The organism is Thomasclavelia sp. (assembly GCF_017889095.1).
Lineage (GTDB): Bacteria > Bacillota_I > Bacilli_A > Erysipelotrichales > Coprobacillaceae > Thomasclavelia.
The window spans coordinates 1-23,303 of the sequence record NZ_JAGHEW010000131.1 but is presented as its reverse complement, the minus strand read 5'-3'; the positions used below and the strand labels follow the sequence as shown (position 1 = coordinate 23,303).

10 protein-coding genes and 2 pseudogenes are annotated in these 23,303 nt (G+C 28.0%); 1 reads left to right on the top strand and 11 read right to left on the bottom strand.

The features are described 5' to 3' along the window. Nucleotides 1-1,158 precede the first annotated feature (1,158 nt). The 3 genes from J7M77_RS06040 to J7M77_RS16845 all read right to left on the bottom strand — a co-directional run bounded on the left by J7M77_RS06040 (nt 1,159) and on the right by J7M77_RS16845 (nt 6,034). Nucleotides 1,159-2,574 (bottom strand): hypothetical protein, encoded by a 1,416-nt coding sequence (locus tag J7M77_RS06040; RefSeq protein WP_296876935.1) that lies wholly within the window; start codon nt 2,572-2,574, stop codon nt 1,159-1,161. 522 nt (nt 2,575-3,096) lie between these two features. Next, nucleotides 3,097-4,527, bottom strand: coding sequence for a cobalamin-binding domain-containing protein (locus J7M77_RS06035; RefSeq protein WP_296876934.1), 1,431 nt, complete (start codon nt 4,525-4,527; stop codon nt 3,097-3,099). Nucleotides 4,528-5,875: 1,348 nt separating this feature from the next. After that, complete coding sequence (locus J7M77_RS16845) at nt 5,876-6,034, bottom strand: ATP-binding protein (RefSeq protein WP_367236813.1); 159 nt, start codon at nt 6,032-6,034, stop codon at nt 5,876-5,878. Nucleotides 6,035-6,177: 143 nt separating this feature from the next. Here J7M77_RS16845 and J7M77_RS06030 point away from each other — a divergent pair. After that, a pseudogene (locus tag J7M77_RS06030) lies at nt 6,178-6,447 on the top strand (ATP-binding protein); the annotation flags it as partial. Between the two features lie 181 nt (nt 6,448-6,628). Here the strand turns inward: J7M77_RS06030 and J7M77_RS06025 are convergent. From J7M77_RS06025 to J7M77_RS05990, 8 genes and pseudogenes are all read right to left on the bottom strand, one after another. Beyond that, nucleotides 6,629-8,365, bottom strand: coding sequence for a UvrD-helicase domain-containing protein (locus J7M77_RS06025; RefSeq protein WP_296876933.1), 1,737 nt, complete (start codon nt 8,363-8,365; stop codon nt 6,629-6,631). Nucleotides 8,366-8,379: 14 nt separating this feature from the next. After that, complete coding sequence (locus tag J7M77_RS06020) at nt 8,380-10,368, bottom strand: AAA family ATPase (protein ID WP_296876932.1); 1,989 nt, start codon at nt 10,366-10,368, stop codon at nt 8,380-8,382. A 1,044-nt stretch (nt 10,369-11,412) separates the two neighbouring features. Continuing rightward, nucleotides 11,413-15,675, bottom strand: coding sequence for a hypothetical protein (locus J7M77_RS06015; RefSeq protein ID WP_296876931.1), 4,263 nt, complete (start codon nt 15,673-15,675; stop codon nt 11,413-11,415). 163 nt (nt 15,676-15,838) lie between these two features. After that, entirely contained in the window at nt 15,839-18,808 is a 2,970-nt protein-coding gene (locus J7M77_RS06010) for a type III restriction-modification system endonuclease (RefSeq protein WP_296876930.1), read from the bottom strand. 17 nt (nt 18,809-18,825) lie between these two features. After that, nucleotides 18,826-20,751: a site-specific DNA-methyltransferase gene (locus tag J7M77_RS06005; RefSeq protein ID WP_296876929.1), complete on the bottom strand. Its 1,926-nt coding sequence runs from the start codon at nt 20,749-20,751 to the stop codon at nt 18,826-18,828. Between the two features lie 882 nt (nt 20,752-21,633). Continuing rightward, nucleotides 21,634-21,912 carry a hypothetical protein gene (locus J7M77_RS06000; RefSeq protein WP_296876928.1) on the bottom strand — a complete coding sequence of 93 codons (279 nt, stop codon included), beginning with the start codon at nt 21,910-21,912 and terminating at the stop codon, nt 21,634-21,636. Then, a complete protein-coding gene (locus J7M77_RS05995; RefSeq protein WP_296876927.1) occupies nt 21,902-22,408 on the bottom strand; it encodes a hypothetical protein in 507 nt (168 codons plus the stop codon). Before J7M77_RS05995 ends, J7M77_RS06000 begins: the two co-directional genes overlap by 11 nt. Nucleotides 22,409-22,943: 535 nt before the next feature. After that, nucleotides 22,944-23,303 (bottom strand): annotated as a pseudogene (locus J7M77_RS05990) (GMP synthase (glutamine-hydrolyzing)); the annotation flags it as partial.

Below are 23,303 nucleotides of genomic sequence, written 5' to 3'. Positions count from 1 at the left end.
TTCTCTTGTACTGATACTTCATCTGTTTCCTTAATATATTGAAATCTATATATCCCTGTGCATATCTCGTTGAAATTCCTTTTGTTTTTGTTATGATTCCATTAATTTCACTCATCATTTCATTGATAGCACCTAGTGATTCCCCATCCTTTGTTAAATACCTTGAATAAAGATCAGGTTATTAAGGCATATTCACAGCACATAAATGATAATGGTATTTTATGAACAGACGGTTTATTTGTTTACAGGACATTAGCACGTGAAAAAATATGATACATTTTGCATTCACAAATAAAAGCATGGAAAAAAGAGGTTTATATCATATCAATCATATAAACTATATTCAAAAAAAATACGGGAATATATGAAAAGACATACAGGAATTTCATCTAAATATCTAAATGAATATTTATCATTTATAAGTTACTTTATTAAAAAAGAGGTTCATAATATCCATGATGACTTTGTTGATTTATTCAGTTGTATTTGTGATTTTAGAAGATCAAATTACATTGGGACAGGTTTTGTTACCGATATCATCTCACTGGGTTAACATAGCCTATATATTGGTGTCTATTTAAAAAACAACATTTTTCTTAAAAAGAGCAAAAATCTTTAATAATAACTAAAATTATTTAATACAATCGTTCATCAACATCTATATAAATTTTTGTGATTGTAAATAAATTCATTGTTGATTTTCTATTATTGTTAATTATTGTTAATTATAACAACAAATTTATTACAATACTTTTACATTCAATATTTAAGCATATCTTAATTTTATTGTATTTTTTGTTTAGATGTATACTACAATTTTAAATATATTTAATTTAGTAAACACTTATACAATTAAGTTATATATTTTAGTTACTTCATTATTTTTCTTATAATTAATATCTCACAACCTCCTCCCCCTCCAAAAAATATTTTTATACGATGAATACTCAGTACAAAATCCTATTAACACTAATCTAAACTATATAGATACACACTAATATAAAATCATATTTTCACATCCTGATATTTTAAAAGAAATTCAATATTGAACATATGTATTATTTATAATAATGATTCAAAATGCCTTTTCTTCTAGCTAATAGAATTCATATACCTACATCACTCTTAATCTTATAAATTCAAATAAAGATAGTCTTCTTATTTATTTTTTTCTCTTAAATACTTTTCAATAAGGATCCTATTTATTTTCCATCCTCTCATTAGACGACTTAAATCCACACATAACAAATCATTTCCGTGAATCCAACTATTCAAATCATCAATATATTTCTCCTTTTTACAACTTCTCGATAAAGAACTATGTTCTTTGTTTTCCAAGACATTATGGTTTTTTAATGACTGAATGCAAGATCCATGACTAGCTATTAAGCTATTTGAATCAAATTTAAAATTGAATTCTTCACTCCATCTTTTTATTATATACTCCAATATACTTCTAGAAAGAGCAGCAGCTGAATATGGATATCTTTGATAATCTAGTGACTCTAACTCTAATAATATATCACTACCTTTTTCTCCTAAAACTTTATATTCCTCTTCTGAATACTCTTTACTCAATCTTAAAGCAATATTTTTATTTTTATTTATGCGTTTATTCACTCTAGGAAGCGAAGGTTCTCGGTGTTCAATATTTTCTTTTTCTTTATTTGTATTTTCCTGTTTACCTTGCTCAGTTTTATTTCCACCTGTATATTTAGTATCATTACTAACAAGACTTTTATATTGAGAATCCAAGCTTAACAAATAATTTTGGAAATCTTCTTTTAAACGAAAATTTCCTGTAGCTGGCTTCTCGATAATATCTTTAATTAGGTTTGATAGCATTTTAAATACTTGTTCTTCTTCGTCCTTGTATATCAATGTACAGTTTTGCGTAAAATCAATATTATAGGTTTCCTTAAACAGACTAAAACCTATAACACGTTGCAATTTTGATACCCATTTTGTTGTATGCATTTTTTCTAATAAATTTGTGTCAATTTTATGATCATTTATATATCTTTTTACAAATTCAATTATACTATATGCTTTAGTTTTTATTCCCCGACTAGCTTTATTATTTTCTTTTGCATATGTATCCCAACCTTTTCTACCTACTCCTTCATTAATATCTTGATGAATTTTAGCCAAAACTGCTTTTGCTTCGTTAAGATCTTCATATTCAACGCATTGAACCGAACCATCAAAATCATCATACATCTTTAATTGATAAATAGTTTTAATATCTTTTTTTATTTTTACTAATTCCTCATTATTTTTATACTGTGTCATCAACTTAATACATGTTATTCTCCTATTTCCCTCAATAACAATATATTTTTTAACCCTTTCATCATACCAAACTATAGGAAATTCAAACGGATTTAAACCATTTTCAGCTATATCTTCTGCTAAATTACACATTTCTTTTTCTGGTCTTCCATTCGGGACGTCAAACATTGCAATAATTGCGCTCTTTTCATCTTCAACCGGTTCTATAAAACGATCATTACTCGGATTTATCATTAAATCTTCAACTTTTAAATTAATTAAACATGTTTTGCTTCTTGACATTTTTCAGTCCTCCTTCTTCTATTATATATGCTAATTTAAAAACTTTATCAGTAATTTCATAATATTATTCAATCAATATCATTATATTTATCCCCAAATGCAATTTAATTTTTCCTCGCTTGTTTTACATTTTATTCCACGTTGCATGTCTTGTAAAAACAGCGATTTTGTTAGAAATGTTTTTTATAGTAATTCACTTGTCTACTTATTTTTATCTGTGTATTCTTATATCTACTGCAACTAGATTTTGGTATGACTTTTAAACTGCCACTGTTAATATTGGTTATGAAAATATAGAAACTATTATAAAAATCACATTGCTTATCTATCTAACATAAAGATATAGAGCCATAGAATTACATAATCAGAAAATAATGAAATCGATATATTATATATTTTCCAAAAATATGCAAATGAATATTTCTCCTGAATTTTTTTGACAGATATCACCACCAATTATTATTTTTGAAATCTTATAAGTACCAATATTTTAAAAATAATATGTCTTTCTTTAAAACTTACTCAAAAGTTATCTTTCATACTATATAAATTATAAATCCTTTTTATTTTTAAATTTTTTATATTTTTTAAAACATCAGTATTAAAAACATTATCTTTTATAAGTATGATAAATTCATCCATTTCACTTTTATTTAAAGAATTATAATATAAATTATATTTATTTATGTTCCCATTTTCAGTATTTACTTTTCTTTGTATTATATAGTCTTCAGGCATATATAGTATTCTTAAAAACTCATTATATTCTTTTCCAAACGCATGCTCAAAGAAATTTTTTTTAGGCCCTACAACTCCATGAGTTGCATTCAATACACATTGAATTCCTCTCAATAATTTTTTGTTCCAATACTTACCTACATATTTTCTATCTTTACAATGTTCACCAGTTAAAGGCATATATTTCATTGGAAAAGACCAAATTTTTGTCTTCAATTTTTTGCTTTTGAACTCTTCATTTAACTCTATATTAATTTTTAATCTATAATATAATTCATACGGAGAATCTTCAAAATTAAATAAAATATAATTAGATAAAATAGGAAATTTAAATTGTGCTGCCAATCTTTGAGCTCTAATGTATATTTTGGCATTTTCTTCATCTGCATGGTCAAAAGCAATCCTTAAAGGTCTAATTTCTAATTTTGATAATAATTTCATTGTGTTTTCAGTAATTAATCGTGCGTCAATTCCTTGATTAAAATCAATATACCTGGTTAATTTCCTATTCCGGAAGCCAATATACGATTTATTTCCCCTTCCAAAACCTAATTGTATTAAATCCTCAACAATTTCCTTTAATTTGTTTGATGCAAGTATGTTATTATCCATTAACATTAAATGCCTTTTTTCACCATAAATCTCATTAATATTTCGAATTTGTTCTTTAATATCTATATATGAACAATATTCTGGTTCCAAAATCTTTACTGCACAAAATCTACATTTTCTAATACAACCTTTTGTCGTTGATGTTATATATGCATTTGTTATTTTATATTCCTTCTTCAAATACGGATTTTTTTCAATACTAACTATATCATAGTCCGGAGTAATTGTATCAATGATAATTTTATCATTTCCAAGAATACCAGGTTGATTTAATAAACCTTTCAAAATAGTAATACCTTGTAAAGTAGTTTCATTGAGTAAATCTTCATATAATAAAGTTGCTAGCACTCCACCAACATAGATATTTTTTCTTTGTTCAACACTATTTATATAATATTGTATACATTTTATAGTCCTATTCCAATAAAAAGTAAATAATGTCGTAATATAAATCCTGTCCCATCTCATTTTTCTTAAAGACTCGTCTTCACCTTTTACAAAAACTACTTCATCTCCCAAACATTTATGATAAGCACTTATTTTCATTAATCCTAATGGTGGATATTTATTTTTATATCCAGGTTCTACTAATAATATTTTCATTCTAACCACATATTCCTTTCGACTGCAATTTCATGGCGGACACTGCAAAACACGGTGAGACAGATTGTAGATTTCTACAACCAGCTTAATTAAAACTAGTATTCTAAGCTGTACAGAGTTTAGCTTATCAAGTAAATATGAGTATAACCTTTAAATCTACAAAATAATCATTGACTTATGTTAATCTTTCACTATTACCTAGCAGTCAGTGTGTTCCTTATCAATCTTTCAAGAAGTATATCAAACAAATGTAATCTATATCAAAATTGCAAATCATTTTCTTTTCCTGGATGAACAATTTTAGTACACTTTTATTCACATCAGTACAGTGATAAAATCTACATTAAAGATCATTGAAAAACTATGTCTTTTTTTCAAGACGTTAAACAAAAGATCATCTGTTCCTGCAAAATATACATGAAGTGTGATACTCTCTGTGCTATAGATACCTTTTACTCCGTTTCAAAGAAAATACAGAAAAATTCTTAAAGTTCTGAAATTTATTGTAGATGAAAATCCAATTTAAAGGGCTGCATATCAATATTTTTAACCTAAATATGTATTTTCAAAATTGCATAAATTATTGAAATTGCAAATGATAATTCACTTTCAAAAGAACATTCTCTGCCAAATAAGCTATTGAAAAACTAATTATAACATTTAAATACTCATATGCCTTTTAAAACAGCTTCAACTCTATTGAATATGCTAATGACTTCATGTATCCATTAGCAACATACTTTAGTTTCCAAAAATTCACAAGGTATTACAATATAAACCTCATATTAAACTCGGATATCGTAAAAAATACATAATAATACATCACATTAACGGAATATACTAATTAACGAAAAATCCTATTGCTATATTGGATCAATTATATAGTTCTAAACAATGAAAAATTTCATTTTTCATTGTTTTTTTGATACTAGATTTTTATTGTAGATATACATTTACATCCACATATTTGCTAATATTTACATTATTATTATAATTTTATATATTTATTATTTCAATAAATTCGGAACTTTTTATGCCATATCTATTTAATTTCTATATATATCTTTGTTATTTGCTCCGATTATAGTCAAATTATTTGGTACAACTTTTTAATTATCACATTTCTTCATACTTGACTGCATCATACTAGCATAACCTAAGTAAATTTGTTAAAAATTTAGATTTATATAGTTTTAATTACTTATAATATTGTTTAAAAAAAAACCAATAATATTAATTTAGAATTCACAAATTTTGTAATATTTTTTCAATCTTATTGAGTTTGATAATGTCAAAATAAATTTCACCAAAAGTGTTCATTTATTTTTACTAATTTGGCTCACTTTATCTATCCCTCAAGTGTATCTATAATATCTTTAATTCGATAAGATGGAATGATTATGGAAATAAAATATGAGTGGTGTAATAATCGATCAAGTATTACATTCACTATTACTGCTTCTCCATATATTTCTTCCCATTTTGATAAATTTTTATTTGTTGTAATAGTCTGGTACTATGTCAAGTACCATTTAGACGAATAGACGGCGTCACAGAGACCTACTTACAGTCTATATAACGCTGAGATTCATAGATAATAACGAAAACATATTGTTTATTGGTTCGAGCAGTACCTGAAAATCGCATCTTGCAACATCAATTAGGATAGAAACCGCCAGACATAAATATAATATTTACTTTATTACATGTCAGAAATTAATAGAGAAACTGATGAAAGTTGAAAAAGAAAATCGACTTGAAAAGAGAATGAAATCCATCAACAGATATAAACTACTAATAGTTGATGAAATTGGCTATATTAACTTTAACAGGGTATCAGCAAATTTGTTTCTTCAGCTAATATTGCAAAGATATGAAAAAGAAATCATTGATTATAATGATGTACCAGTTAAGTTTTAGGATAATATAAAAACAGAAGTGTCAGTTTAATAACAAAACTTCGCACTTCTATTCTTTACAGAATACGGAGAACAGCTTACCACCCCGGATTATTCTACACCCCACAGATTGGAAAACCAAAATTATTGTGGAATGCCTTTTTACTTAAAACTAAGATAAAAACATATTTTTATTAAGACCTTTATAAATCGAGGTATCGACTATAAGTATAAATATTTTCTGATCCAACTAGTTCATTAAGAAAAGACCTGAATGTTGAATCTATCTGAATAGTCACAAAGAAAACCAGTCTTTTTTTTGCTCTTGAACAACAAACATAAAACAGGTTCCTATTTCTCTCATATGAAGACAGTTTATTTCTTGGCACTTCAGACTGCCCAGTTATCATAGGAGCATATTTATCAAATTGATATAAATTCCATCCTTTACTAATAACAAAAACAACGTTATCATACTCTTCTCCCTTGACACCATGATCTGTTGAAAAGATTGCATCAGGAAACAAGAAATCAATTGCTGACTTAAATTGTGTATAACTTAACTCTAAAAACGATTGTATGGAAAAATTAGAAACATACGTTGTTTCAGGCGCATTTTGATATAAATAATACCATTCTGCCAATTTTGGTGGAATGGGTATTAATTGACTTTGTTTAATTAACTCAAATACATCAATTGCTCTACTAGTTCTAGCCAAAGCTAATTTCATTTTCAATTTATTCCATTTTATTTTTTCGGATTTTTTTATAATAGGCAAACGTTTTATACTTAGAATATCAAAAAGCTGTTGCATATTTGAATCATTTAGCGCTCTATAAACTGGTTCAACGATATCCATAAAAAACAAAAGAAACGGATCTTCTTTATCTCTTAACCCATCAGCTAAAGCAGCTAAAAGTTGATCATATCCTTGCTGTGTAGCAAGAACTTTATGAGTTATCATTAGTATTTTTAAGGTATCATCTTTAGATGTAGTTTGTTTGATTTTTTGGCAAACATTACTTAGACGTTTTTTTAATTCTTCGGCTGGTAAATCATCTTTAAAATTACGTTCTATTCGACGAGGACCACTGTAATCATCACAGGTAATTACAACTATTTCACCTTCAAAATCATCAATTGCCGACATTTGAGGTAAATCTGGTCGCAAATCATTTAGAAGTTGGACAATTCTTGGTGCAGATCTGAAGTTTGAACCTTTCCTTACAACCTTAAGATTCTCATTCTCAATTAGACCACATGCATTGTTAGATTGATAAATAGTTTGCCAGGAATCACCAAAAAAACCAAACTGAGGCCCCTTTTTCTTTGCAATAAAAAAATCAATAAAACGATCAATAATAGGTTTGTAAGAATCTTGATATTCATCTATCAAAATCAATGGGTACTTATCCGTAAAAATACGTCGAAATTTTGCATTATCTAATAGACGACAAAATAATTTTAGAACATCATCGTGATACAAATATTGAATTCCATTTTCTTTGTAGCGATGTCCAAGTGTGTATGTAACCTCTGTAACTTTAAAAAAATCACCTTCAGTTGCTAAAAAATCAGAATCACTTGTGACAATATCAATAAGATAGTTTTGATACTGTTTTATTGCATTCCATGCAAAAGAGTGAATAGTAGATGGAAGAATAAATGTATCTTTTGATAAACGCCCAGCAATCACTTCTACAGCAGCATTAGTATAGGTAATACAGACAACATTTTGCTTTTTTCGTTGATAGTCTAACCATTTATTCTTTTGAATCCAATCAATTACTTTGTTCAATGAATATGTCTTTCCTGAACCTGCGCCAGCCTCTACACGAAAACTACTTCCATACCGAAGGAGCTCTATAATCTGCTCATCTACTTTATCAGCTTCAGCCTTTGCAAACACATAATTAGAAATTTTTTTTACTTCACTCAAGTTTTGACACCTCCTTATTCAAGTACCTGTTGGTCATTAAGCCATTTCAACCCAAATCTTATATATTCAGGTATCTTATAATTAGAGCATTCATCAATGAGTTTGAGCGCAAAGTCAGTCTTACTTTTCCCTGTAAACTCCAGATCATCTTCCGTCGAAGATTCATCTAAGCCATAATACTTTCGGTTAACATTTCGGATTGCTTCTTCTAGCGAATGACAGCAAAATCCATTCTCTTCTGTTTGAAATTCAACGTGACATTTATCTATTGTTTTATCATCGAGTGACATCGTCATAATTTCAGATAAAGGAATTTTGGTTTTATCTTCTTCAGATAATCCTTTTTTCTTTCGAAGCCACCATTTTATGGTTTCATTAGATGTTGTTTCTCCTTGTGAAACTGGAACAGATAGATAATAAATTCTTTTGTTTTTACCGAGTTTACCAACTACAGAATCTAAATCAGTAAGAATTAGGCAAGGTATTCCTAAAAATGTAATAAAAGGTATAAATTTATATGCATATGCTCCTCCAATCTCTATTAGGGTATAGTACTGATCAGTAAGTTTATATTTTTGAGAATCAAAGTCGCCTAATTTTTCACATTTATCAATCATATCTGGTAAAAGTAAACGTTCTGATGCTCCTTCAATAAATATTGCTTTATCAGCAAAAAACAAATCACATTTAGTTAGTGTAAGATATTTTCTGATAAATTCAACATTATCGGAATTTTCTTTAGCAAATGTATTCAGATTTTTATAAATTACACCTTTTTTTGTTTTCTGCGCATATCTTATCTTTTGAAAAACCACAGTATTAGCTATATGAGCAGAGTGGGAAGTCAAAAAAACTTGTATTTTAGCTAAAGTTATTTTAGAAATAAAATCTTCCAAGTATTGAGCAAAAGCATGTTGCATTTGTGGATGCATATGAGACTCTGGTTCCTCAATAAAAAGTAACGGTATAACTGCATTGCCACATTTTTCAAGCCTTTTAACATACGACGCAAGAAGAAATTCCATTTTAATTAAATTTTTATACCCCAAACCATTATAACTACTTGGAAGACTTTCATTACTATTACCAAAAGTATAGGAAAGCGTAGTTTGATTCTTTATTTGATCATCAATACTCAAATGAGTAGTAACCCCTAATTGAAGTTCTTCTCTATTTGGATATCCAAAACCTATCGCTTTATCCACAAGTTCACTTAAAATACTATCACTTTGATTCTGAACCTTTTTATTTGCAATTTCAACGACACTACGAAGTTCTATTATTTTCTCTGAAACACTTGGATCTAGTTCATCTTCATTCATGTCAAAGTAACTGGAAATAAGCGAAGAGAGAGTATCATCACTTGTTCCATCTTCCCCAAGCCTTCGTTCTGCCCTAATAATCTGAAAAGGAAATAATTCAGCTAATTCGGATTGTCTTTTTTTTTGTTTTATTTCTTCATTTTTAGGGTTCACTGCATGAACTACAATTTCAAATAACTTATGAAAATTACTTGCAATTGCTTCATGAGCATCATTAGAAGCCTTAAAACCTTCTTCACTATAGTAATTTTTCTCTAGTGTTTTCCAAAATTTATTTTCGTCGACTCTTAGTTTATATTCAACTCGAATTAGTGCTGTAGTAATGTCCATATCCAAATCAATAATAAATGGCGATAACGCACCTAAATTATCATCTGAATTATCCAAAGAATAATCCACTAGAAAATCTACAGTTATTGGTTCTACACTATTACAAAGATCTTCAAACTCAATTTTTCTCTCCATAAATGAATCGATATTTTTATATAAATTATCTCTTTTTTGCAATGGATAATCATAAAAAGAAAAAGCGATCCCAGATAAAATTTTTCCTATACATTCAAAGCATGAAGTTTTTGCAGTATTATTACGTCCTACAATTAATGTCGTCTGGGAATCAACCTCTAATTCTGCATCAATAAGAAGTCTATAATTTTGAATTTTAATTTTTGATAATCGCATACTTTTCCCTCCCCTTAAGTTCTGATTTGTTTTTTTATCAACATTAATAATAATTAAGATTTTAGTATTCTTCTTTGCTATTAATTTATTAAAAAATTATATCTCTCAAAGTTTTCTTATTACTATTTTTCCAATCGACATTTCCATTACTTGTTCGCCCAAGAATTATTACAGACGTTGCTATTAGGGCATTAAATTCATATCCTTTTTTCAAAAATATCATTTATAATAATTTCATCATCCACTAATTTGTTTCTTAAATTAAAATAAAATTTACTCCTTAATTCAAACAAAGAAACCATATGATCTGATTTTTGATCCTTTTAAAATTGTAAATCCCCCAGACCTAACAAATCCCTTTGGCGTTTGCTCCATTTTCTTTACAATTACAATGCAAATACACTATTTTTCACCTATATACGGAACAGGTTCAAACACATTATATTCTAATGCACTGATAATTATCTTTACATTACCAATAAACTCTTCCATAGAAGCAATTTGAGATTCTTTCATTACCGTGTTTTTATATGTGTTTTTAGTTAGCATCTGATAACGGGAACATTTTCTTGAAATTTCTACAAAAACGATTTTTCAAATAACGTATAAAGGTTTTATCAGATCTCTTCCTATAAAAAACAACAGCTGAATTCCAATAATATTTTTCTTTATCAGAATTATAACCTCTTAAATATTGATTTAGTCTATCCTATACATTTTCAGTTTCTCCAATGCAAGCATACTCCACACCTGCATCCTCTTTACAAAATAAAAAATATACTTTTACGTTTCTTATATCATCATGATTAAATTATTCGAACCATCTTAACAGTTCTACCCTTTCTAACCTAAATAAATCAAGTTTCTGTATAAAATATCTATTTTAGTCACATATTTTTACACTGTCTTTTCTTTTGACAAACAAATAGTATCAAATTAGAATCGTAAAATCAATTTTAATAGCATCATATCCCCCACATTAAGATAAAAATGTTTCATTACATACATTATTTAGTCACTATTAATATTTAAAATATGCTGTAATTATTCACTACTTTTCATTTCTGAATCTATCTGATCTACTATAAATTCTCCATTTTTAAAATATCCAATATAACTTATAGCCTTTTCAACATAGAAATTACCAAATTTTTCTTTTGATTTTCCCGATTCTCTTCTATATTCTCTCATTATCCATATCAATACCTTATGAATTTCTTTTAATTTATTAATAATTTTATCTTTATCAACCACTAGATATTGTTGATATGTTTTCCAATTTTCTCCATTAATTCTAAATTCAGCCACTACCTCTTTATCTTTATCAAAGAACAAATAGCCATTTGAATCATTAATTCCAAGTATATTTCTAATCGGTGCTGAAGGTAAAGAGTAATAAACATCTCCATAGTCTAAATAATTGTAACAACATCTATCTACAGCAGAAGTTATATTCAATTCTGAAAAATATTCAACATTATCACTATCATATCTTGTTTTCCATGGAAACCAACATACTTCCTTAGGAGATATATAACATGATGAATTTATTCCTCCATACCAGTCTGATGGTAATGATATTCTTTTTGCCAACTTTTCATCGTTTTTTATTTGCTCCTTAAAACTACTTAATTCATCTTCATTAAGAAGTATACAATTGATTGACAAATTTGTTTCTATACCAGCAAGTCCATAAAAAGTAGAAAATGATTCTAAAGCAATTAAATTTTCATTTTTAATCTGAAAACCTATGCCATCATTTTTTAATGATATCCATTTTCCCCAATCAATTTTTTGAGTTTCAAATACATTTTTTATTAAATCAAATTTATTTTCACAATGTGTATCTAAAACTACTTTTTCTGACTCTGGAATAATCCAAGGTATATCATCAGAAATATCATTTGGATCAAATTGGTCAATTTCCTGTATTGGTATTATGTAATCGTCTAAAAGTCCATAATCCTCAATTTTAATCTTGTCTTCACCAAAAAGCAACCTATCACATAAAAAACCACTTATATAATTTCTAGCTTGCCAAACATACTTTTCACATACGGTCATCACTTTACTCATCGATCCATGAGTAGCTGGATAATAAGTAGCTTTTATTGAACAATCAATCCCACCTATAATCTCGCTACCAGTGCTATTTAATTTTGTATTATAAAATTCTTTTTCATTCCATCCCATATCTAGTATAAATGCATATGCTGAAGAAATAATAAATTGATCAAAGCTAATATTCTTAAATTCAGGATTTTTAACCCCAATTTTTTCTATCAGTTTTGAAAATTGATTTGTCTTTCTATGATAAAAATCATTAAAATCTGATGAAAAGTGATCAATTAAGACATATCTTGCTAAATCATAGTCAATTGCACTATATCCACCCATTCTTGTTCCTTTTAAAGCCTCTTTATTCAAATTTATACCATAATCATCTATTTGATAGGGAGGTAAATATATACTAGTATCTTCCATATTCAAAATTTGTAACTGTAATGCTTTATTAATTATTGCAATTGAATAATATCTAACAGAAATATCTCTATTATAATCAATTACACTAGGATGTAAAACATTAGCCATAATCCAATAACTAATTTCTTGAATAAAATCAGAATCATTACTATCAAAAACTATACACATTAAAATTGAAAATAAGTCGCTTTTAATTTGTGGATCATTTATATTAGAAAAGTTCAAAAACAATTTAAAAAATTCTTTAGGCATAGTTAATGCCCATTTTGCTAGTTTATTTCGACTATTTTTTCGAAATGAATTATTAATGGTTGATAACGTCCAAACATAAACAATAGGCAAGCCATTGTATGTATCATCTTTTGATAATTTATATTGCTCATTATCTAATTCCAACGTTAAACTTTGGTACCATTTTTTTCCATAAGATCTTTTTAGATATCCTGAATTAGACCATAAAATATCGCGTTGTGCAGGAGTATTAAAACTATTTAAAAAGTTATCAAATAATTTTACGCCTAACGGATGATTGACATCCCTTGATAAAGGTAAAACCAATTCATTAACTATCGTTAACAACTCGTCTGCTGAAGAGTTCATGTTTTCTTTGAGTTCTTCAACAAACTGAATAGAATTCTTATGATTTGTATTTTGTAGAGCTAAAAAGCGCAATTCCATAACAGCATATTCACTTATAATAGTGCTTAATGTATCATTTTTAGTAATTAAATAATCATATTTTTGAATTGAAATAATAGCTAATGAATACAAAGTATTTAACTGAATAGATTTCCACTCATTAAAATCAATTTGATTAGGATGATCATAATTATTTAATAAATGTATTGCTGAAGCATAATCATAATATCCTTGTATCCCAGAATAATATAAATATCGATTAGTTTCTAATCCTTTCCCATGTTCACAATAACAGCTTAAAATACCATAATCTACCATAAATTTTATTAATTCTTCAGAAATTTCTCGTGTTATTTCCAATTCGCTTTTTAAGAATTCAATAATACGAGATCTCTCGATATTTTCTTCTTTTAAAAATAATTTTGATAAATGCACAACAGAATTGAATATAAATTGATTTTCTATATTTCCTCCAATTCTAAAACAAAATTCTTCTTCCATTTTATCAATTTTTTTACGCCATAATTCTGTAATAGAAACTTCTGCACTATCATTACTTACAAAACTCTTATTTCTATTTAATTCACAAAACAATTTTAAAGCTAATGGTGTTGTCAATGAATATTTTAACCATGAATAGTATTTAACATCAATATTATATTCATGTATATATTTATCGAACAATTTTATAACAGGGACATCCCCACTATTTCCAATTTTAAAAGTTTTTGCATATCTAATTTTAGAAACATCTATAAAAGGACGCATAGTAAAACAAAATCTAATATTAGGGTATTTACTAGTAATTGCTTCAGTTTCATTTATACGATCAATCCACTTATCCACAGTTGATGATTCATCAATACCATCAATGATAATCAATACCTTTGGTAATACTTTTATATCCTGGTTAACATAATCTTTAGAAAACCTATTTCTATTTACCATCGAAGTTAATCCTTGCCAAATTTCATCCTCACTCCAAGTAGAGGATAACCTTAAATTACTTTCTAAAATATTTTTCCAACTAGCTTCTAAAGGGATATCTCTTGCTTGAATTAAAATTGGCATGTGAAAATTTTCATTAAATATTTGTTCAGAAAAAGCACTAACTCCATGTGTTTTTCCTGTTCCCGGATCACCTTTTATTATAATTGTATTTTCGTTAAACTCTAGTTTCATAACATGAATTAAATCATCATAATCTATTTTTGATAATTTAATTAATGGTTTTAATACATCCGAAATATGAAAAAACATATTATGATAACTATCACTTTTTCTAATACCTTCTATTATAGAATCGAAATCTATATAAAAACAGTTATAATTTATCTCTAAAGCATTATTTCTTTCTACTAGAATTGAAGAGCAAATATTCTCGCATTGTTGCGATAAATTATATAACTTGTTTTGTGTGTTTTTCAATATTTCCAGCAAATCTTTATCATTTTCCGAACATAATTCCATAAATTCATTTGCTTCAAATAAATATTTTTTACATAAGTTATCTATATTAGAAATATTTTTATATATACTCTTTCTTTGACTAACTTTTCCAACATAGCTAGAAAGAATTGAATTAATTTCACCAAACGAATTCAAAGATGGCTCATATTTTGTAACTAGCCAACTATTTTTAGATTTTTCAAATAGATCTAGAATATTGCTTCTTGATATTTCAGAATTTTGGAACCAAAATTTGAAAATTCCTACTGAAGTTTCTTTTTGCAATTCTTTAGTTAAACGAGTTTCATTCCATAACTCGATTTTTAAATTGGAATACTGATTAGTAAAGTAAGCTACAAGATCCTCCCATCTTTTCTTTTCTGTTTTTTTACTTCTTGAAGTTTTTGAAGCAAGATCTCTAGGTACACAAACAATATATCTAGAAATATTTGGATATATTTTTAAAACTGTCTCTATTGATTTCTTTATTTGTGTTATTTGACTACTTTGTATACTATTAAGAAACCATTTAGCTTGTAACCCAATTATAGATCCATCATTTAAAATAACATACGATTCAACCCCTCCATCTCCACCAGAACCGTTTACAATAATAAATTGGTCTATTTTCATAGAAAATTCTTCATTACACCAATTCTCAAACAATTGATTACATAGTACTTCAAAAGCTTTTTCAGGAGACGTATCATAGGTTTGAAATTTAGCCCAATTCAATTTATTCACCTCTTGTCTTATTAATTTACTTTAATTACATTAATTTGTTATAAAAATCTACTTCTATGTTTCACACACTTAATATACTTTGTTCTCTTGCTGAACACCTTTATACATTACAAGTTAATTTATATCTCTATTAACCATATAAAATCGCCATAAACTATGACGATTTTATATCCATAACCTCATTAATAATCTGAGCCATCTGTTTGTTTCCAAGTTGATTTCTAAAATAAACAGTATATCCATCTGCTTTAAGCATTTCGAAAAATACTCTAGCGCATTCAATTTTTACTTTTTCTGTACCTCTCAATTCAGTTCTATTCTCCACATCTTTTGTTTCTACAACTATATTCAACTCTTTATCACCGTTCGTATGCTTAACTATATACATAAAATCTGGACTGTACATTCCACCTGTAATGGTAGGAATAGCTATACTTGAACGTGGTATTTTCCCATAGACAATTACTTCTTCTATATCTACTGTAATATTTTCTTTTTCTAGTGGAGAGTCATACGCATAAGAATCATATAAATATTTATCGCTTGGTGTTCCTGGTACAATTTTAGTACCAATCCTTCCTTGTGATATTTCTTTTCTTACTGATCCATCTTCATATGTAAGTACAGTGGCTCCTAACGGAGCAATACTACGTTCATATCTAAATCTACCTTGAAGATTTTCATTTTTCCACGCAATAAATTCAGAACAAAAGCTTGCAACAGAACTTTCATTAATATGAGCAGTAAATTTTGTCCCGTATATTCTAGCAAATTTACATAAAGCAGAATGTAAGATTTTGATTGGAAGATTTGTTGTGGATGCAATTCTTTTTAAGAAAATATTATAAGGTAGAGGTTTTTGAATAATATACTGAACACCGGTTTCTCTTACAATAGTCATTTCAGTCCCAGTACTTCCTACCTTATCACGTTCGCTATGCATTACTAAATCAGTAAAAACTCCAGGTTTTTCAAATAATTTCAGAACAACATCTTCAATGTTATCATTCAAGTCATCATCATAGAATAGAAGATATCTATGATTTATTGTTTCCCATAATTCCTTAATCTCACTATAAACTGCTTTACGAATTTTAACAGGTTTGGTTTTTTCTTTATTTCTATCTTTAACTTTTCCTGATGATAATCCAGTAGCAAAATCAGGATACTCTGCAAAAAAATCATCACGCAATTCAGCTTTGATATTTTTATGCCTATCAATGTAATGTTTAGCATATAATTCATCAAATAATTCATCACTAGTTATTCCAAGTTTTTTTGCAACTACTTCCAATCTTTCCTCTGAAATTGTAGTAGTTTGTGGAAGTTCTCCATTTATTTGATCTACGAGCTTTTTTGCAAAGTCAGCTTCAGTAAAATCAACAATATAATTAAGCATAAATTCTTCATTTGAAATTCTATTCCCATTTTCATCAACCGGAAGTCTTAAACCGCGACCTACCTCTTGTAACTTGCTATTATCACTTCCACTTGATCGAAGCTTAGCAATAGTGAAAATATTAGGATTATCCCAACCTTCTTTCAATGTCCATTTAGAAAAAAGAAAACGCAATGTATTATATGAACCATCTGCATTTTTAAATGATAATAACTGCTTTTTACCATTTAGAATAATATCTACTTCTTTGGCTATATCCTCATCAGAATTACTATTATCCTGCGAGAAATATCCTGCATGACAATCATTTAAATTTGAAAGACTTGCTTCGAGATATTCCTTATAAGCTATATCATGCTCATCTAAGGATTCAATTGTCTTTTTAATTTGTTCTTCTAATAAATTTTCAAATATAGTTAGTAAATATGTTTTTTTTCCATCTTTACTAACTCTGTAAGAAGTAATATCATCTATAAAAAATAAAGCTAAAGTTTTTATCTTGTAATTTCTATTACAAAAATTCTCTTTCTCTGTTTCAAAATGACGCTGAAGAGCAAGTCGAAGCATTTGCTCTTGATAAGAAGTCATATATATATCCACATCAATTTCTTCACCCGATGTTTTAGTTATACCATTCGAAAATTCAACGCTAGTCTTATCAATTGCAGAAACAATAATACCTTCAAATGCATCACTAATTATAGATAAAGAATCTCCCTTTTTCAGTGTATAGTTTTTTGGTGTTTCGTTTCTCTTCTTATATTGAAAATGTACTGCCTCTTTACTTTCGATTGAAGTAATTTTAACTTTTTCTTCCTTCTTTGATACGGGCTCAAAATGCTCCTTAGCTACACCTTTAATTAACCCCTGATTAAATGAAGCACAAGCATTCAGATCATACAATAAATTTTGATAATCTTTTACAATAATTTTATTCTTACCACGGCCTATACTTGTTTCTGGGAAAGTAGCACCAAAGCGAATAATAGATTGTGGTTTAATTTCATCACATATTACTTTAAATGCTTTTTGATCACGAGAAAAACGATGCGGTTCATCAATTATTACTATAGGCTTTGTTGAAGCAATTGCATCTAAAGGTCTATAGAATCCTTCTACACCATAATCATAATCATCGCGGGTTAACAATTTACCATTTGTTAACAGTTGCATATTTACAAGTAAAACATATATTTTCTTTGTATTTTGACAAGAACCTTTAATAAAGTCACTTACAACGCTTGGAAAATAAGAACGACCTTTTTTCTTGTTCTTAGGTGCTTCTAAAACCAAAGTTTCTATTTCTGTACCATATCCGCATCCATCTGTAAAATGACGTCTAGCATATGGTTCATTTAAAAACTTTTCTGTACCTGCCTTTATTGCCAATGATGGTACTGCAATAATAAATTTATTAAATCCATATCTCTTATGTAACTCAAAAATTGTCTTCGTATATACATATGTTTTCCCTGTTCCTGTTTCCATTTTAATATCAAGGTTAAGATAATCACTGTCTGCTATTGAGATACTTGAGCGATATTCTGAAGGTAATTCTTTTTGTAATTTTCTAATATTATCTGTTATATGAATATCCTTTAAAGAAAAAGTGGGATTCTCATAAAATTGTATTGGTGCAGAAATATAAACATCTTTAAAAACATCAACTATCGCATCTATAGCTTTCTGTTGATGGGGTAATTGTTGTTGGAGGATTAATTCCATATGATATTGACACCTCCTTAATAACGCACATCAAAGTTTATACGAAGATGTTTTTCCGTATCTTTGAGTCTTGCTAAATTTATTTTTAATTCTTCTAACATTGTCCATACAAAGCTGTATCCAAAAAGAACAACATTTTCAGCATTAAAATTACCATCAACTTCATACTTATCTACTATAGCAGCTATAGCTTCTTTTGAAATATCAGGACTGATAAGATATAAATGCTTATCAATGTAATATCCCGTATATCCTTCAAAATCAATTTCTTTAACATCCGCGTTAAACCCATAACCATCTCTTATTAACCACGTTGTTAATACAGTATTTAGTCCAAAATCAGAAAGAATATCATTGTTCAAGAATAAACCATGATCATCAGGAATAAATTTTTCTAACTTATCAAGTGTTAGTCCTTTTGGCTCTTTGAGAATGTAATGTTTAAAACCAAGATCTGCAGTTGTACCTAAATTCTTTTCTTTTATTCTTTTAGCGGCTCGAATAATTCGTTCAAATCCAATATAATCTAAAGTATGAGGTCTATTATTTTTATCTAACATTTCAACAATATTATTCCATTTATCTTTTTCACTAGATGTTGCTTTGGTTAGTAAGTCGTCAATGTTTTCTGGTAGTTGTACAAGTATAAAACTACAATTTAAATCCATTGAATAGTTAAAAACAGCTTCCGCAGTAGTTGCAGACCCACTAAAAAAATCCAAAACAATATCATTTTCTTTCACATTTGCAAGACTGATTACTGTGCTAATAAGTTTAACTGGCTTAGGATTACTAAAAGCATTCTTAAAGCCAAAAAGCTTTTCCAATTCCCTACTTGCATCTTGATTATTACCATACGATTCATGATTCCACCAATTACTAGCACATTGTCCTTCAGCTTCTCGTTCGCTTCTAAAGTATTTTTTTCGTGGCATCCCATTTCCACCTTTTGGAAATACAATTCGATTATCGTTAAATAGTGCATTATATGTGGATTCATCTCCCATCCACTCTTCATTAAGAACAACACCAGTTGGAGTCGTAATACTATATCGTGTTCCTGACTGATCTGAACCGGACTTCCATGGTTTTGTAGCCCATGGTCCACGCGGATCATTATCTGAATTAGAAAAATCTCCTGTTAAAGCAATTTTTCCAACTCCACTTTCTTTTAATTTTGAACTATTTCTAGAGTAAACCATAATATGTTCTGCCACTAGTCCTATTAGCTTAGTTTTATCATTTGGTTGGTTACTACGTCTACGCCAATGTACATGTCCTTCAAAATTTTCTTCTCCAAATACATCGTCACAAATTAGTTTTAAATTACTTTGTTCGTTATCATCAATAGATATAAAGATAACGCCATCATCTTTAAGTAAATCTCTTGCTAAAAGTAGACGAGGATACATAAACATAAGCCATGCAGAATGTGATGCAGAGCCTCTTTTAGTTAAATCGAGAACCCTTTTTGCTTGTTCTTCACCAATACTGAGCTTTACAGACAATTCCTCAGCAGTAAAATTAAAATTATCATTATAAACAAAACCATCTGAACCGGTGTTATAAGGTGGGTCTATGTAAATACATTTAACTTGTTTAGCATAACTTTTGAGCAATTGTTTTAATCCATCAAGATTATCTCCGGAAATATAAACATTTCTACTATTGATATTCTCTGGTTTGTTATTATGTACTTCATCAGGAACAATAACGGTAGTAGTATCAACAGATGCAAGTAAACGAGCATAATTTTTACCAAGGAATTTAAGTTCATATCCTTCATTACTTATTGTTAATTTATCACTTAAATATTCTTTAAATCTTTCAATATCAAAACTTCCATCTTTTTTAAAACAAGATGGAAAATTTTCCTTTAATGCTTCCATTTGTTTCGTATTAGAAAGAATTGATTCATTAGCATTTATAATATCTTTTATCATCTTTCTTTAACCTCCACTATAAAGTTTAGCCTACTTCTTCTTACATTTAATAAAACAAAAATATTTCTCATCTAAATGAGGCTTATTCGACAGATTACCAATCACTTACACATTACCTCCTCATTAACTGGAGATTAGATGGAAACTATTTCTATTGATTTTATCAATATATTTCTAATCTCTTCTTTTTGTTTCACCTCCACTTTTTTCCAAAAAACACTTGACTTTTTTAAATTTTTTGTAGCGCTTCGCGTATGTCTAATAAGTATAGGAGGTGTTTTTTCATGATTCAACACTTATCTTCTTATAATGAATACTGCTCTTTTGTTTTTTATTCTCATTCTATTTGGTACATATTCCCATTTTATCTATTTAGATTGTTTTAAGGAAATCTTCAGTTGTTTTATCTGATAATACTGTTAAATATAATTTAGGAATATTGTTGGTTTCAAACATAAATGTATTTTGAATAATACAGCCATATAAATTTTTGAAAGTCCCATATTGTCTATTAAAATCATCACTTAAACAAATAATTTGACTATTATCTTTAGCATCATATACTATGTACCTATTTTTAGTAATATCATATTTGATATAAACATCGCAGAAATTCTGATGTCTAAATGTTAAACTACTCGCTCTAATATTTAATTCAGTATATCCTCCTCATACAAGTTCTTTTTTTATTGATGAAATACACAATTCAATGTTATTTTTTATGAGTAAGCTCTCTTTTTCTAGATGCATTCTTTCCAAATAAAAAGCCATGTATTAATGATATTTCTTCAAATAGGTTCTTGTTCTTTTCAACTAAACATTTTTCCTTCTTGCTGAGTTCTTCTAGAATAGAAATATTATTTTTCTCTATCTCTTCTTTAACTACTTTTTTATAATTTCTCCATTTTCAGATTTAATAAATTCAAAATATTCATTTCTGTGAATATCATTTTTATCAGCGACCATACCTACATTGTTATATATGTATTTATTTTTCCAATATATTAACTGGTTAATAAAATCATCAAATTTTTCATGCCATATATCATTCACTCTAGCTATTATTTGATCTTGGTATTCTAAGAAAATCACCTCAGTCTCTCTTAATTTGGATAATTCTAAACCTGAACGATATATATTATTATAAGCTCTAGGTTCCAATATTACCCCCTGGTTTTGTTTCAATTCTTTCTAATGAAGGAGTTCGTGAAAATCTATTTTGAATGATATATCCTGCAATATCATATTGATTATTATTTTCTTGTGCATTGTCAGTAAAAATTTTTGCTATTATACTTTCAACGTACATCCCATAATTCACAAAATCAAATTCTGTAAGGACATCTTCAAACGGAATATTTATTTTCATTCCTTTTACTGCTTCCTTTGCAACATAATGAGCCATTCTCGTTTGAGCTAAGAATAAATCACATAAATTACTCGGATCTCTCATTTTCTCATTATAAAAAGAAAAGACTTTGCTAACAAATATTTTATTTCTTGGTAAGCTAACATTATTTATTCTTCGTTTACAATCTTTTATGAACTGATTAAATCTATTTTCAAATATTAAATGATACCTATAAATACCTTTCAACACATCAACATTAGTATTTAGACTATTAATATAAAAATCTTTTTCATTTAATTCTTTCATTATTTCCCTATCCTCTCTACATATTAAAAAAGAATTCTATATAATGATACTATAATTGTATAGAAAATTCTATCTCAATTCATCATATTATAAATACCGTAATTGCTTTATCAGATGCTAAAAATAGTGAAATATATAGGGTTTTAAGCAAATTCTGAAAAATTAATAGTAGAAAGGGAGCAACGCACTATATAAATATTGATAAGATATACCGGATGGCTTTATCTATGCTTAAAATCACCTTAAGCGTCTTGGTTATTCATCTTTAAAAATCATTAAATTCACTAAAGATTTGAATGTTAGAAAAAACTAAAAAAACCAAATTTCTGTAAATTTAAAAATGAACAGTTAATTAAAATAACCATCATTTTATTCTGATTACATACTGAGTGCTCTTGAATTGCAGCACTAGGTGTTTCTTTTTTATACAGGCAAAAAATGACCCATTCTTTGACTTTTAAAGATCAATTTAAGGTCATTTTCTTTTTAACATTCAAAATATGTACTATTTATCGGGAATTTTTGAGTTATCATTTTACTCCAGTTCAATAGTCCCTGGCGGTTTTGATGTAATATCATACATTACACGATTTACCCCACGGACTTCATTGATGATACGTGACATAACTTTGTTTAATACTTCGTATGGGATTTGTGCTGCTTCGGCTGTCATGAAATCAATTGTATTTACTGCACGTAAAGCAATGGCATAATCATAAGTTCTTTCATCTCCCATAACCCCTACTGAACGCATATTGGTAAGAGCTGCAAAGTATTGTCCAATTGTTTTATCAAGACCAGCATTGGCAATCTCTTCACGATAGATTGCATCGGCATCTTGAACAATTTTAACTTTTTCTTCAGTTACTTCACCAATAATTCTAATTCCTAGTCC

Coding starts and splice junctions, on each gene's coding strand:
- J7M77_RS06010 (WP_296876930.1), bottom strand. CDS start 18,808: ATGGAATTAATCCTCCAACAACAATTACCCCATCAACAGAAAGCTATA.
- J7M77_RS06005 (WP_296876929.1), bottom strand. CDS start 20,751: ATGATAAAAGATATTATAAATGCTAATGAATCAATTCTTTCTAATACG.
- J7M77_RS05995 (WP_296876927.1), bottom strand. CDS start 22,408: ATGAAAGAATTAAATGAAAAAGATTTTTATATTAATAGTCTAAATACT.
- J7M77_RS06020 (WP_296876932.1), bottom strand. CDS start 10,368: ATGCGATTATCAAAAATTAAAATTCAAAATTATAGACTTCTTATTGAT.
- J7M77_RS06035 (WP_296876934.1), bottom strand. CDS start 4,527: ATGAAAATATTATTAGTAGAACCTGGATATAAAAATAAATATCCACCA.
- J7M77_RS06040 (WP_296876935.1), bottom strand. CDS start 2,574: ATGTCAAGAAGCAAAACATGTTTAATTAATTTAAAAGTTGAAGATTTA.